The organism is Collinsella sp. UBA1693 (genome assembly GCF_002320115.1).
GTDB lineage: Bacteria > Actinomycetota > Coriobacteriia > Coriobacteriales > Coriobacteriaceae > Collinsella > Collinsella tanakaei.
On the sequence record NZ_DCJT01000011.1, the window covers coordinates 167,325 to 182,115 of the forward strand.

The window sequence follows — 14,791 nt, forward strand, 5'->3', positions numbered from 1 at the left end:
AGCTCAGCGTAGAAAAACCCAGGCGACGATGGTTCCTTTGTGGCAGGTTATTGAACCGTCTGGATAGTCGAGCTCGTTGGAAATGCCAAGGTCCGATAACAGGGTCGCCTGTTTGTGGTCGAGCTCCCACCTCATCCGATGTTCGGAGACCTCGCACGTGTCTGACAAGGGGATAAAGGAAAAGCGAGCACCCTGGTGGCCTTCAAGACTCCACGCCTGCCCGGCCTTGAGAATACGGCCCCTCCTTCCATCGTGAATAAGCTCAACTGATCCTTTCCAATTTATCAATCTGCCCATAACGGCTAGAAAATGATCTGGTAGGCCGCCTTCAAGACACGTTGCGATTATATGGACTAATCCCCATCTGGCCTCGATGGCCTTGAGAGCAAGGTCCAAATCAGTAAAGTCCTTATGAGGGTTATAACGCTCGACCTCTAAAAGGGCGAGTGGGCCAGAGGTAGAACCGATTCCGTTCACCAGGCGTCGGCCCTCCTCTCCAACAGAATCTGCATCACCGCAAAACAGGTCAACCGCGATTCCGGAGGCTAGCAGCATGTCGAGCCCCCGATCCACTGCAACGACTTTATCAACTTGATCGGCGATGCGACATAGAAGGTCGGCCGAGCATTGCTCGGGAGATCCTCCAACAAGCAAAACCTTCATGCGCATCACATGCTAAACGATATAATGCGGTCGAGCAGCTCATCGCTGAAATCATCGATAAAGATCTCCGAGTTTTCAATGACGTCGTTTCTGTCGCATCGCCCCGCGGGATCATGGATGCCGACGCGCTTATAGCCTGCAGCCCCGGAGCTCTTCAACCCGAATACAGCATCTTCGAAAACCCACACACTGGATCGCGGAGGAACGGCTTCGCCTAAGTGCTCCATGAGCGTTTTGAGTGACAGGTCGTAGACGTCGGCATGTTTCTTTGAGGCTCCCGCCTCGCCTGTGGTTGTGACGTTTGAAAAATACCGCTCAAGACCATTCGCCTCCAGCCCAAGCCTCACAAGATCAGAAGGAGTCGAGGTCGCTATCGACATAGGAATGTCGGCCGCTTTTGCGGCGTCGAGGAATGCGCGGACGTTTTTGCGCGGTGCGATCATTTTCTGGTACCGCTCCTGCAGCATCAAACTCATTTCTTCGAATAAAGCTTTACCGGAACGTCCAATCCCCCACTTTCTATGGTACGCCTCGCATTCCTCCTCCAGAGCGAGGTGTTCAAATTGAGCGAGGTCTTTGGCGGTGACTTGGATTCCGTATCTCCTGAGAAACTCAGGGCCAAGATCGAGCCACATATCCATAGAGTCTAGAATGGTCCCGTCGCAGTCAAAGATAAAAGCCTGCGGCGTACATGAGCCTGAGTTCACGCGGCCCGTCCTTTCATTCGGCAGATAGATAAACATCATATAGTTAATCCATGTTAGCAAAACAACAGTCTGTATTTATGCAGGTAGCGTCATGAGAACTTAAGGAGAATATATACATTTGTCAAGTGCGAATCCAACCTTTTCGTTCACTGCTAAAAACCTGCCAATCCCGTGTCTTCTCAGGATTTATCGAACCTTGGAGTGCTACATTAATGTTCGTCACAGGTTCCACATACATGCATGGATATTGTGGGCCGATAGCCATCTATCACTTCTAAAGCATGCCTGTAGAGCCAGCGACAAAAAAGGTACGGGCAAGCGGTTTTATACCGTCGATAGATGGGATGGTTCATCAATGGCACAGAAAGCCTCGCCTGCGGCATCCTCTCCCTGTCTCATGATTACTCCCGACGACATCCATCTTTTCAGCGAAGGCGCTTGGCAGCGCGGCTGGGAGAAGATGGGCGCTCATCCGGATGTGCAGAACGGAGTAGAGGGATGGCGATTCTGCGTTTGGGCTCCCGATGTTACGAGCGTGCACGTAATCGGCGAATTCAATGAGTGGAATCCAGAAGCTCACGCCATGTTCCCTATCGAGAAGAGCGGTCTTTGGCAGTGCTTTGTTGCTGGCGCCGAGAAGGGCCAGCTGTATAAGTATCTAATCGAAACAAAGGATGGCGAGAAGCTATACAAAGCTGATCCTTATGCCTTCTATTCTGAGTGCCCTCCGGGTACGGCGTCCAGACTTTGGACCATCGATGGTTATGCGTGGAAAGATGGCCGCTGGATGAACTCGCGCAAAAAGCGTGACCATATGCATAGTCCGCTTAATATCTATGAGGTTCACCTTGGTTCTTGGAAGCGCCATGGTGACGAGCCTCAGGGTGAACCGCGCGAAGACGGCACCTATCCGGGTCCCGGAGACCCGTTCCCCGCGCAGCGCGGCGAATTCTACAGCTACGACGACCTCTCTGAGGAGCTTGTAGATTACGTCAAAACCATGGGATACACCCACATCGAGGTTATGCCCGTGCTCGAGCACCCCTTCGATGGTTCATGGGGCTATCAGCCCACCGGCTACTTCGCCGCGACCTCGCGATATGGCACCCCCCAGCAGTTCATGCATTTTGTTGAAAGCTGCCATAAAGCTGGAATCGGTGTCATTCTCGACTGGGTTCCGGGGGGATTCTGCGCGGATGCCCAGGGTCTCTCCACATTTAATGGCAAGATGCTCTACGAGCGCGAGATCCATCCCAACTGGGGAACCCATAAATTCGATTTCGGTCGACCTGAGGTTGTCAGCTTCTTGATTTCCAACGCATTGTTCTGGGTCGAATGTTTCCATGCAGACGGCATTCGCATGGATGGCGTATCTAGCATGCTGTACCTAAACTTTGGTGTCGACAATCCTGCCGATAAGAAGTTCAATAAGTACGGGACAGAAGAAGATTTGGATGCATCCGCATTCATCCGTAAGGTCAATACCGTTATAGGTGAGACCCATCCCGACGTCATGATGATTGCAGAGGAATCCACCGCATGGCCCTTGGTCACCTATCCCCCTGCAGACGGTGGTCTAGGATTCCATTTCAAATGGGATATGGGCTGGATGAATGATACGCTGCACTACATGCAGACGGACTTTCCATGGCGTCCCGGAAACCACCGCATGCTGACGTTCTCGATCATGTACTCGTTCAACGAGAACTTCGTACTGCCCTTGTCTCATGACGAGGTCGTTAATGGGAAATGCTCTCTTATCGGTCGAATGCCCGGAGACCAATGGCGTCAGTTCGCCGGCTTGCGTACGCTGGCCCTGTATCAGATGACTCATCCTGGCGCCAAGCTCAACTTCATGGGCAATGAGCTTGGAATGTATATCGAGTGGCGCTATTACGAGGCCCTTCAGTGGTTCCTCGCCAAGGATTTCGAGGCTCATGCCAAGCAACAGTCCTTTATTGAAGCCCTGAATCACTTCTACCTCGATGAACCCGCTATGTGGGAGAATGCCTACGATGCGGACGGATTCGAGTGGATCGACGCCAACAATGACAAACAGTCGATTATCTCTTTTGTTCGTCATGGCAAGAAGGAAAAAGACGACCTTGTGGTCATCATCAACTTCGACCCCGCTTCATACGAGACCTTCCGCATGGGAGTCCCACGCGAGGGTGACTGGAAGCTGGTCTTCAATTCCGATAGCCCTGCGTTTGGCGGAAGCGGAGACCTTGGTGTCGACGTCGCAAGCAGCCAGCCGGCTGCATGGAACGGCTGCAAAGATTCAATCGAGATAGCTCTGCCCGGTCTTTCCGGCTTGGTATACAAGCGTATTGGCAAATCCAGCTACGTACCCCCTAAGCCTGCCGTCAAGAAGACGGTCCGCACTCGCAAAGCCCCTACGGCCAAGCCTGCTGCCGCCAAGCAAGGGGCGCAAACCAAACCGACGCAAAAGGCCCCCGCGACAAGCGCTAAGGATACGGCATCTAAGCCCAAAACTCCGGCAACCCGTGTGGCAAACGAATCCGAAGTCGCTGCGGAGCCAGCATCTCCCAAAGCGCCTGCTGCAAAGCCAAAGGCGGCCTCAAAGTCAGCTACCAAGGCATCGACCAGGGGCGCTAGCGCTCTTAAGTCTAGCCAGAAAGCAAAGTAAGTTCGTTCTATCAATTCGAGTCGGGGCACATGCCTCCAATCTCGCAAGCTGCCCGCACTCGCTGCGTCATTGACATCGCGGAATAGCTTGGGAAAGGAAACAATGGATACTATCTTCAACAGCAAGCAGGAGTTCATCGAGGAATACCGCGAGGCGGTTCGAGAGCTTTCAGGAAAGAAGTTCGAAATCACCAGCGATATCGATCGCTTCAATGCGCTGGCGGGCCTTATCGCATCCAAAGCTCGCTCCGTATCCGCGCGCACCGATGACCGCTTCAAGAAAGAAGGAAAGAAGCGCGTCTACTACTTCTCCATCGAGTTCCTTATCGGCAGGCTTCTCGATAACTATCTAATCAACTTTGGCATTCGTGACATGGTTGACGAAGCGCTTCGCGAGATGGGTTGCAATTTGGACGACCTCTGCCGCATGGAGCCCGACGCTGCCCTTGGCAACGGTGGTCTTGGCCGCCTTGCAGCCTGCTTCCTTGATTCCATGGCTCATGAGGATATCGCCGGCTATGGTAACGGTATGCGCTATCGTTACGGTCTTTTCAAGCAGGAGATTGTAGACGGCCGTCAGGTCGAAGTCGCCGATGAATGGCTCTCCCGCGGCTATCCGTGGGAGGTTCGCCGCCCGGATAAGGCGGTCCGCATCGGCTTCGGCGGCCATGTCGTCGGTCATACCGAGGGCGATCGCATCTTCTATTCCGTCGAGGGTACAGAGGACGTCTTGGCCGTTCCCTATGACATCCCCGTTGTCGGCTTTGGCGGAAAGACTGTGAACAAGCTTCGCGTTTGGAGCGCCGAGCCCATCGACGAGCATTTCGATCTCGAAGCGTTCAATCGCGGCGAGTACGCTATGGCCGATGCCTCCCGAGCCGGTGCGGAGGCGATATCCGCCATCTTGTACCCCAATGACGCCGGCGAGCACGGTCGCCTGCTGCGTCTCAAGCAGGAGTATCTGTTTGTTGCGGCCGGCATCCGCACCGCCCTTGACGTATTCCGCCGCGAGCACGGCGCTAAGTGGGAGCTTCTGCCTGATTACGTTGCCATCCACACCAATGACACGCATCCCGCCATGTGCGGTCCGGAGCTCATGCGCATTCTTATGGATGAGGAAAAGCTCACGTGGGAAGAGGCATGGGACATCGTCACCAAAACGATTTCCTATACCAACCACACCATTCTTCCCGAGGCGCTCGAGAAATGGCCCATCGCTACCTTCAGCAAGCTTCTCCCCCGCATCTACGACATCATCGATGAAATCAACCGCCGCTGGCGCGACTCTTTTGACACTTCCCAGGAAGGTTGGCAGGAGCGCCTGCGCAAGACTTCCGTTCTATGGGACGGCGAGGTCCGTATGGCAAACCTGTCCGTTATCTGCAGCCATTCGGTCAACGGTGTCGCCAAGATTCATACCGACATCCTGAAGCGTTCCGTTCTGAACGATTTCTATGCGCTTACGCCCGAGAAGTTCAATAACAAGACCAACGGCATCACACCTCGCCGTTTTCTCGCGGAGGCAAATCCCTCTTATTCAAAGCTCATCACCGAGGCTATTGGCCCCAAGTGGATGGACGATGCCGATGAGCTTAAAAAACTCGTAGAGTTCGAGAAGGACCCGTCCTTCCTCGTTCGCGTAGGAGATTCTAAGCGTCAGAACAAGGTTCGCCTTGCCCGCTACGTTCGTCGCGAGACCGGCCTGGTAATCGACCCCGATTCCATCTTTGATGTTCAGGTTAAGCGTTTCCATGCTTACAAGCGCCAGCTTATGAACATCATGAAGGTTATGGATCTTTACAATCGTCTGCTCGATGATTCGTCCTTTAGCATCCAGCCCACCACCTTCATCTTCTCCGGTAAAGCCGCTTCCAGCTACACCTTCGCCAAAGAGGTCATTAGACTCATCAATTCCGTTGCAAACGTCGTCAACAACGACTCTCGCGTCAACGACCTTATGAAAGTCTGCTTCATCCCGAATTTCCGCGTGTCCAACGCCCAGCTCATCTATCCTGCAGCAGAAATCTCTGAGCAGATTTCCACTGCTGGCAAGGAGGCCTCCGGCACTTCGAATATGAAACTGATGATGAACGGTGCGATTACCCTCGGCACTATGGATGGCGCCAATATTGAGATCGCCCAGCTCGCTGGCGAGGAAAATGAAAAGATCTTCGGTCTCACCACGCCCGAGGTAGAGGAACTTCGCGCGAGCGGCAACTACTTCGCATGGGATGTTGTAAACGCAGACCGCGACCGCTTGGGCCGCGTTATGAGCGAGCTCACCGATAATACCTTCGCCGGTCTTTCTGGAAACTTCGATAGCATCCACAATGAGGTCATGTCCAACAACGACTACGACCTAGTTCTTAAGGATTTCCGTTCCTACGTCGATGCATGGGAAGAGCTGACTAGTTCCTATGCTGACACGCGGGACTGGAACCGCCGCGCGCTTCACAACACGGCGATGTCGGGCTGGTTCTCTAGCGATCGCACCATTCGCGAGTATCGCGACGAGATCTGGCACGCGTGATCTAGCGCGCAGGTTCGGGGAAGGAAATATAGGTTCAGCACGTATTGAGAGGAAAGGTTCGATGAGTAAGAAAGAATGCATCGCGATGCTCCTCGCGGGAGGACAGGGCAGCAGGTTGGGGGCGCTCACATCCAAGATCGCTAAGCCTGCAGTCTCCTTTGGCGGAAAGTTCAGGATTATCGATTTCTCGCTTTCCAATTGCGCAAATTCGGGCATCGATACCGTTGGCGTTTTGACGCAGTATCGTCCGTATCTGCTCCATTCCTATGTCGGCTCCGGCGAAGCTTGGGATTTGGACGAGCGCGGCGCGGGCGTTTCCATCTTGCCGCCCTATGCTACCCAGGAAGGCGGCGCTTGGTATGCCGGCACTGCCGACGCGGTCACCCAGAATCTGGATTACATCAAGCTTCATGACCCCAAGTACGTCCTCATCCTTTCCGGTGACCATCTCTATCGTATGGATTACCGCAAGATGTTGAAGACGCACATCGAGAGCAATGCCGACCTTACGGTCTCCGTTATGCCTGTGCCCTGGGAAGAGGCGAGCCGCTTCGGTATCATCACTGCAGATGAGAACGATGGGCACATCATCAAGTTTACCGAGAAGCCCGAGAAGCCGGATTCGAACCTCGCATCTATGGGCATCTACATCTTTAGCGCCGACGTGCTGATCGATGCGCTCGAAGCCGACGCCCTTGACCAGCGTTCCAGCCATGACTTTGGAAACGATATCATCCCGAAGCTGCTCGGCGATGGTAAGCGTCTCTACACCTATGAGTTCAATGGTTTCTGGAAAGACGTGGGCACCATCGCTAGCTTCCATGAGACCTCTATGGATTTGCTCGGACCCAATCCCGAGTTTGATCTGTATGACAAGAGCTTTCCAATCATGAGCAACGTCACCACGCGTCCGCCGCATTACATCGGCCCCGACGGCCGTGTCGAGGACTGCTTGGTATCTAACGGATGCAAGATTTTTGGCACCGCCCGTCATTCCATTCTTTCAACTGATTCAGTGGTCGGCGAGCGCGCTATCGTTGAAGACTCCATCTTGCTGCCCGGCGCCGTCGTTAAAGCAGGAGCTCACGTTGTCCGCGCAATTCTGGGAGAGAACGCGGTTGTTGAGGAAGATGTGAAGCTTGGCAGTGTTGACAGCACGAAGGATACCGCCGTCGTCGGAAACGACGTCGTGATCGGGAAGGGGGAATGAACCGATGATCAACCGTAAGGCCATCGGCTATATCACCGCTAATTACACCTGCAGGGAGCAGAGCGTTCTTCTTGAGGATCGTCCCTTTGCATCGCTGCCTTTTATCGGACGTTATCGCCTCATCGATTTTCCGCTATCCAACATGATGAACGCGGGCATCAAGACCGTTGGCGTCGTGATGCCCGGAAACTACCGTTCTCTTATAGACCACATCGGCTCCGGTAAAGACTGGATGCTCGACCGCAAGAAGGGCGGCCTGTTCCTGGTTCCCGGCAACCCCTATGGCACGTCTCGCCGCGGCATGCGCTTCTTGCTTCGCGACATCATTTCCAACAAGGTGCTCTTCCAGCGTTCCGACAAGCCCTATGTCGTTATGTGCGGAAGCAACGTAGTGTTCAACATCGATCTCAACCAGATCATTGATGCCCACGCATCCAGCGGGGCCGGCATCACCATGGTCTACTGCAAGGCCGAACGCGCACACGAGGACGTAACTTCCCTCGTTATCGGCGAAGCCGGCCGCGTCCAGTCTGTCAAATCCGGCTGCCAGTTCGGCGACAACAAGTTCCTGGACTGCTTCATCATTGACCGCCAGCTTCTGCTCGAGATCATCGACCAGTACGCCAGCGCCGACTACATGGACTTCTTCGAGGCAATTGCCGGCGACTTTGCTCGCGTTGACGTCTGCAGCTACGAGTTCAAGGGCATGGCGGTTGGCATCTTTGATGAAACCAGCTTCTATAAGCGCAGCATGGAGCTTTTAAATCCGGACGTCGCCGACAAGTTGTTTATGCCCGATCGGCCCATCATGACCAAGGCTCACGACGTGCCGCCCGCAAAGTATGCCGCGACTTGCCATGCGTGCAACTCGCTCATCTCGTCCGGCTGCAACATCAACGGTACGGTGCGCAACTCCATCCTGTCCCGTGGCGTTATCGTCGAGAACGGCGCATCCGTAACCAACAGCATCATCATGCAGGACTGCGTCATCAAGAGCGGTGCGCGCGTCGAGAACGCGATCGTTGACAAGAACAATGTCGTTCCCGCCAACACCGAGCTGCGCGGCACGCCCGAGGCCATCCTTGTTCTTCCCAAGGCGCCGCTGTAACGGTTTCGCCTTGAGGCGTGGTATGTAACCAGCGCTTCACATGATGCTGGTATGATTGAATCGCCGTCCAGAACAGACTCTGGGCGGCGATTCTTAAAGGAATCTATTCTTTGGGAGAGAGCATGTCTGACAATCATAGGAAGATGAACGTCGTCTTTGCTTCGGCTGAGGCGGCTCCGTTCGTCAAGACCGGCGGTCTGGGCGACGTTGCGGGCTCCTTGCCCGCCGCGCTGCAAAAGGCCGGCGCAAACGTTATCGTCATGGTCCCGCTCTATGGGACTATCTCCGATGAGTACAAAAACAAGATGGAGCACGTTGCAGAGTTCTACGTCAGCCTTGGCTGGCGCAACGAGTATTGCGGCCTCGAGCGCCTTGTCCATAATGGCGTGACGTATCTCTTTGTCGACAACAAGCGCTACTTCGATCGCGATTATCCGTATGGATTCTTCGATGATGGCGAGCGCTTTGCATTCTTCTCCAAGGCGATCACCGAGAGCCTGCAGTATTTGCCCGATGGCTTTAGGCCGGACATCTTGCACTGCAACGACTGGCATACCGCTCTCGCACCGGTATTCCTGCGCGAGTTCTACCAGGGCATGCCGCTCTACGAGAACGTCTCCACCATCTTCTCCATCCACAACATCGCCTTCCAGGGCCAGTTCAGCGCTAAGGTGCTCGAGGACATCTGCGGCTTGGCACACATCCCCGCCGCCGCGTTCCAACTCACCTGCGGCCACGACGCCGTCAACTTCATGCAGGGTGCTTTGAACTACAGCGACGCAATCACCACGGTCTCCCCCACCTACGCCGGCGAGATCCAGACGCCCGCCTACGGCGAGCACCTTGATGGCGTGCTCCGCCGCCGCCGCGAGGCCCTTCAGGGCATCGTCAACGGTATCGACACCGACCACTTCAACCCCGAGACCGACCCCGCGATCGCCCAGAACTTCAGCGTTTCCGATCGCTCCGGCAAGGCCATCTGCAAGGCGAAGCTTCAGGAGGAGCTGGGCCTTACGGTTCGCGACGACCAACCGCTTATGACCATGGTCACGCGCCTCACCCGCCAAAAGGGCATGGACCTTGTCACCTATGCGCTCGACCGCATCCTGTCTAACGGCGTTCAGGTCGCCGTTCTCGGAACCGGTGATTACGAGTACGAGAACGCGCTTCGCTACTTCGCTTCCAAATACCCCGGCCAGATGGCGGCTCGCATCCAGTTCGATCCCGCCCTGTCCCAGCGCATGTACGCCGGCTCGGATATGTTCTTGATGCCGTCGCTCTTCGAGCCATGTGGTCTGTCCCAAATGATCGCCATGCGTTACGGCACCCTTCCCGTCGTTCGCGAGACCGGCGGTCTGAAGGATACCGTCATCCCTTACAACTATGAGACTGGTGAGGGCACCGGATTCTCCTTCGCCAACTTCAACGGCGATGAGATGGGCGATGCCGTCTTCCGCGGCGCACGTCTTTTCTGGGATAACCACGACGCATGGAACAACGTTGTCACGCAGGCGATGAACCAGGACTTCAGCTGGACCCGTTCCGCGAGCAAGTATATGGATCTGTATCGCTGGATGCACCCCGAGGTTCCCGTGTGGGTTCCCGAGTTGAAAGAAAAGACCGAGGAGATAGTTGAAGAGCCTAAGACAGAGGAAGCCACTGCCGAACATCCCAAGGCTGAAGAGGTAAAGGCTCCCGAAGCAGAGGCGCCCGCCGCTAAGCCCGCTCCGGCAAAGAAGGCGGCTCCTCGTAAGACCGCTGCCAAGAAGCCGGCTACAAAGCCCGCTGCAGAAGCTGTAGGGGCCGCTAAGGAAGAGATCCCTTCAGCAAAGAAGCCCGCGGCCAAGGCCGCCAAGCCCGCATCGAAAAAGTGCTCCGCGGCCGCGACCGCAGCTGAGGCCGCCGAACCCGTTGCTAAGAAGCCCGCTGTAAAAACGGCTGCAGCCAAGACGGTCGCGAGGGCCGTCGCAGAAACTCCTGCGAAGCCTGCTGCTGCAAAGGCTGCTACTTCCAAGTCCACTGCAGCTAAGGCTACGGCGTCGAAGGCCGCTACTACAACGAAGGCGGCAACTAAGGCGACCGCCGCTAAGTCCAAGGCGGCAAAAACCACTGCGACCAAGGCTGCAACTGCCACCAAGACCGCTGCCGCCAAGACAGCTACGGCCAAGACCATCGCAGCCAAGCCTGCTGCAGAAGAGGCAGCGCCCGCAGTAAAGCCTTCCGCTAAGGCAGGGATGAAGGCCGAAGAGCCCAAGGCTCCTTCCTCGTCCGTAAAGACCGCCGCCGCAGCGACCAAGGCTGCCGCCAAGCCCGAGTCCAAGTCCGCAGCTACCCCCGCGGCTGAGAAGAAGCCTGCTGCAAAGACGGTTTCCTCCGCCCGTAAAACTCAAAAGCGCCGTTAAGACCTGCTGAACCGTCTTAACGCGCAGGGCCCCGTTCTCATCGCATCGGTGGGAACGGGGCCGTTTTCATGTTTCGATATTTGGTCTCGTCCACATAGATTGCATATAATAGGAACGCTGAGATTCTCATGAACCTGGCATTCGCGCTGGATAGTACCCGTAAATGCGCAAGGAGTCACGTATATGAACATTCGACACAACAGCCGTTTGGCAGAGTACCGCTCCCCCTTTGGCGCCGTCGTCATCGGAACCACCGTGGAGCTTTCCATTCGCGTGGACGATATCGATCCCAAAGCGGTTACCGCCAAAACCCGCATTTGGGTAGACGGAGTCGGTGAGACCATAATCGATATGGATCACAAGGGCGATGGTTTTTTCAGCGCTTCAATTGAGTGCGACAAACCCCAGCTTAAGTGGTACAGCTTTATAGTTTCCACACAAGATGGCTATACCTGCCACGTGGGAGCACCCGTGGGCGCAACGGGCGGAGAGGCGGTCACCTACGACTACGCCGATGTCCCCTCATTTCAAATTACCGTCTACAAGCACCGAGCAACCAGGCCGGCTTGGTATGAAAAGGGCATGGTTTACCAGATCTTTCCCGATAGGTACCGCCGTGATGCCAATTGGCGCGAGCGCGCTGTAAAAGAGGTTGAAAAGCCCCGCAAGGGTCCTGGAAAGAAGATCGTCTGGGATTGGAATACCCCGCCGGTCTACGATAGGGCTAGCGATAATTCGATCCAGAATTGGGATTTCTACGGAGGCTCGCTTGAGGGAATCCGCGAGGATCTTCCCCGTTTGCACGAGATGGGCATCACCGCCATCTACCTCAACCCCATATTTAAAGCTCTGAGCAACCACCGCTATGACACCGGCGATTACCTCACCATCGACCCCATGCTTGGCACGGAGGACGATTTCAAGGCGCTGGCAAAAGACGCCAAGGAGCTGGGAATAAGCTTGATCCTCGACGGTGTATTCAATCATACGGGTGATGACTCGCTCTATTTCAACCGCTACGGCAACTATCCAACGGAAGGTGCCTGGCAAAGCGAAGACTCCCCCTGGCGCGACGCCTACCACTTTAAGGAAGATGGAAGCTATGCCTCTTGGTGGGGCATCGGCAACATGCCCGCGCTTAATGAGGACTCCCCACTTGTTCGCGATCTTATCTTGGGCGAGGACGGCGTGATTCGCAAGTGGATCCGCGCCGGCGCGAGCGGTTGGCGACTGGACGTCGCGGACGAGCTTTCAGATGAATTCATTCGCGATATTAAAACGGCGCTGCTCAAGGAGCGTCCCGACGGCCTGCTTCTAGGCGAGGTATGGGAAGACGCCTCGAACAAAATTAGCTACAGCAAGCTTCGAACCTACCTGCAGGGCGACGAGCTCGATTCCGCGATGAACTACCCCTTCCGTGACATGATACTCAACTTCCTGCTCGATAAGGAGACCGCGTACCAGGCTGCCGAGCGCATCGAATCGATTAGGGAGAACTATCCGCCCGAGGCCTTGATGTGCGCCCTCAACCTGCTGGGCAGCCATGATAAACCGCGCGTCGCCTCTGTGCTTGGCGATGGTCCGGATGAGTCGCAGATTCCCGAGAGCGAACGCGGTCGCTTTAGGTTGGACGAGAACTCCATGGGCCGTGCCAAGGGCCGTTTTTGGCTTGCCACGCTGATGCAGATGACGCTGCCCGGCGTCCCTTCGATCTATTACGGCGACGAGTTCGCGCTCGAGGGCCTCTCTGACCCCGGCAACCGCCGCACACTTCCTGAAGAGAACGACATCCACGACCGTGACATGCTAACCATGATCAGGAACGCCTCGGGCCTGCGCAAAACGCTTCCGTTCCTTATCGACGGCACGCTGCAGGCGCGCGCTCTGAACGACGACGTGTTGTGCTTCAAGCGCCGCAGCGCCGATGGCCAGGTCGCCACCATCTTGATCAACCGCAGCCTGTCGAATACGCGCGTTGTTCGCGTTCCGGTTGAAAACGACATGGCAATCGACCTGCTCAACGGCAACAATCTAGTTCGCGCGGCAGACGGTTGCGCCGAGGTCAAGCTTTGGCCCCTGGGATCCTCGGTCATCTACGCGAACAAGCAGCAGCGCCTGCAAAAAGACATGGAGCCCGGCGCGGGCGTTATCTGCCACATCACGTCCCTCCCCAACACCAAGGGAGAGCCCGGCACCCTGGGCGCCCCCGCGCGTCGCTTCATCGACCATCTCGCCGAGATGGGCATGAGATACTGGCAGGTACTTCCCGTCAACCCCACCGATAGTTTTGGGTCCCCCTATGCCGGACCGTCCGCATTCGCGGGCAACGAGTCGCTTTTGGAAGAAAGCGCGAGCGAGCTGAGGCAGGCGTTCTCGCAATTCAAGAAGGCCGGCGGCTTCAAGAGCGCCTCTTACCTGGAATTTGCGCGCGAAAACGAGCAATGGCTCGACGCCTATTGCGCCTTTATGGCGGTCAAAGAGTTCCACGCCGGCGCTTCTCGTCATAAGTGGCCCAAGATTTTGCAGCGCTACACCGTTGGTATCCTCTCCGATGAGACATTCTCGCCCAGCGCTGAATATCATGCATACGCCCAATATCGCTTTGATCGCGAATGGAAGGAGATGCTGGAGTACGCCCATAGCCGCGGCATCCAGATCATCGGCGACATCCCCATGTACGTCTCCGATGATTCGGCAGATGCATGGTCGGAGCCCAGCATGTTCTCCCTGGGAAAGGACGGTATGCCCTACGAGATCGCCGGCGTTCCGCCCGATCGCTTCTCTGCAACCGGCCAGGTTTGGGGCAACCCCACGTACAACTGGGACAGCATGAAGAAGGATGGATACGTTTGGTGGATGGCGCGCCTGCGTCGCTCCTTCAAGCTGTATGACCGCGTGCGTCTGGATCACTTCTTGGGTTTCCAAAACTACTTTGGTATTCCCGCGGGCAAGACGGGCGCGGACGGGCGCTGGCTCAACGGCCCGGGCTTCGACTTCTTCCGGCGCGCGTATGAGGAATTTGGTCCCCTGCCGTTTATCGCGGAGGACCTGGGCTTGCTTACCCCCGCCGTTCGCGCACTGGTCGCTTCGTGCGGCTTTCCCGGTATGGACGTTCTCGAGTTCGCCGATAACGATGTTCGCCAGGAGATCTGCCCCCATCTGGACAAGATCCTGTACATCTCAACCCATGATACGTCTACGCTCACGGGTTTTGTAGGCCGCGCATTCTGCTCGGACAACGACAAGCAAGGCGCCAAGTACCTTGCGGGTGAGATCCTCACGCGTTCGCTCAGAAGCCCCGCGAGCGTGGTTATGATGCAGTTGCAAGACTGCATGTTCCTGGATGATGACGCCCGTATGAACAAGCCCGGTATTGCTGAGGGTAACTGGGGTTGGCAGGCCGATGAGACGCAGCTCAACGCGTCTTGCAGCAAGATGGCGACGCTGCTCGTGGAATCGGGACGCTTTCACGACGCTAGCGAGCAATAATCGCCCCGCGCCTCCCGTAATTGGGTAAAGTAT

Annotated in this window: 8 protein-coding genes; 6 read left to right on the top strand and 2 right to left on the bottom strand. The window is 56.0% G+C overall.

All coding sequences use genetic code 11. The features are described from left to right. Positions 1 to 3 precede the first annotated feature (3 nt). Both B3H65_RS08315 and B3H65_RS08320 read right to left on the bottom strand, forming a co-directional pair. Positions 4 to 669: a thiamine diphosphokinase gene (locus tag B3H65_RS08315; protein ID WP_349675994.1), complete on the bottom strand. Its 666-nt coding sequence runs from the start codon at positions 667 to 669 to the stop codon at positions 4 to 6. Then, positions 669 to 1,409 carry an HAD family hydrolase gene (locus tag B3H65_RS08320; protein ID WP_286684861.1) on the bottom strand — a complete coding sequence of 247 codons (741 nt, stop codon included), beginning with the start codon at positions 1,407 to 1,409 and terminating at the stop codon, positions 669 to 671. Before B3H65_RS08320 ends, B3H65_RS08315 begins: the two co-directional genes overlap by 1 nt. Positions 1,410 to 1,725: 316 nt before the next feature. On the opposite strand from B3H65_RS08320, the gene glgB reads away from it, so the two are divergent. The 6 genes from glgB (at position 1,726) to B3H65_RS08350 (ending at position 14,758) form a co-directional block, all read left to right on the top strand. Beyond that, the gene (gene glgB / locus B3H65_RS08325) at positions 1,726 to 4,020 is read left to right on the top strand and encodes a 1,4-alpha-glucan branching protein GlgB (protein ID WP_117680085.1); all 2,295 of its coding nucleotides are present in this window, start codon (positions 1,726 to 1,728) and stop codon (positions 4,018 to 4,020) included. Between the two features lie 102 nt (positions 4,021 to 4,122). After that, complete coding sequence (locus tag B3H65_RS08330; protein ID WP_286684862.1) at positions 4,123 to 6,549, top strand: glycogen/starch/alpha-glucan phosphorylase; 2,427 nt, start codon at positions 4,123 to 4,125, stop codon at positions 6,547 to 6,549. A 61-nt stretch (positions 6,550 to 6,610) separates the two neighbouring features. Continuing rightward, positions 6,611 to 7,759: a glucose-1-phosphate adenylyltransferase gene (locus B3H65_RS08335; protein WP_286684863.1), complete on the top strand. Its 1,149-nt coding sequence runs from the start codon at positions 6,611 to 6,613 to the stop codon at positions 7,757 to 7,759. A gap of 4 nt (positions 7,760 to 7,763) precedes the next feature. Further along, a complete protein-coding gene (gene glgD / locus B3H65_RS08340; protein WP_009140347.1) occupies positions 7,764 to 8,867 on the top strand; it encodes a glucose-1-phosphate adenylyltransferase subunit GlgD in 1,104 nt (367 codons plus the stop codon). A gap of 122 nt (positions 8,868 to 8,989) precedes the next feature. Beyond that, positions 8,990 to 11,269: a glycogen synthase GlgA gene (gene glgA, locus B3H65_RS08345; protein ID WP_286684864.1), complete on the top strand. Its 2,280-nt coding sequence runs from the start codon at positions 8,990 to 8,992 to the stop codon at positions 11,267 to 11,269. A gap of 183 nt (positions 11,270 to 11,452) precedes the next feature. After that, positions 11,453 to 14,758 (top strand): 4-alpha-glucanotransferase, encoded by a 3,306-nt coding sequence (locus tag B3H65_RS08350; protein WP_286684865.1) that lies wholly within the window; start codon positions 11,453 to 11,455, stop codon positions 14,756 to 14,758. Positions 14,759 to 14,791: the final 33 nt, after the last annotated feature.

What these genes read in the sequence shown, in the direction of transcription:
- B3H65_RS08320 (WP_286684861.1), bottom strand. Translation starts at nt 1,409, where the DNA reads ATGATGTTTATCTATCTGCCGAATGAAAGGACGGGCCGCGTGAACTCA.
- B3H65_RS08350 (WP_286684865.1), top strand. Translation starts at nt 11,453, where the DNA reads ATGAACATTCGACACAACAGCCGTTTGGCAGAGTACCGCTCCCCCTTT.
- B3H65_RS08335 (WP_286684863.1), top strand. Translation starts at nt 6,611, where the DNA reads ATGAGTAAGAAAGAATGCATCGCGATGCTCCTCGCGGGAGGACAGGGC.
- glgB (WP_117680085.1), top strand. Translation starts at nt 1,726, where the DNA reads ATGGCACAGAAAGCCTCGCCTGCGGCATCCTCTCCCTGTCTCATGATT.
- B3H65_RS08315 (WP_349675994.1), bottom strand. Translation starts at nt 669, where the DNA reads ATGCGCATGAAGGTTTTGCTTGTTGGAGGATCTCCCGAGCAATGCTCG.
- glgD (WP_009140347.1), top strand. Translation starts at nt 7,764, where the DNA reads ATGATCAACCGTAAGGCCATCGGCTATATCACCGCTAATTACACCTGC.
- B3H65_RS08330 (WP_286684862.1), top strand. Translation starts at nt 4,123, where the DNA reads ATGGATACTATCTTCAACAGCAAGCAGGAGTTCATCGAGGAATACCGC.
- glgA (WP_286684864.1), top strand. Translation starts at nt 8,990, where the DNA reads ATGTCTGACAATCATAGGAAGATGAACGTCGTCTTTGCTTCGGCTGAG.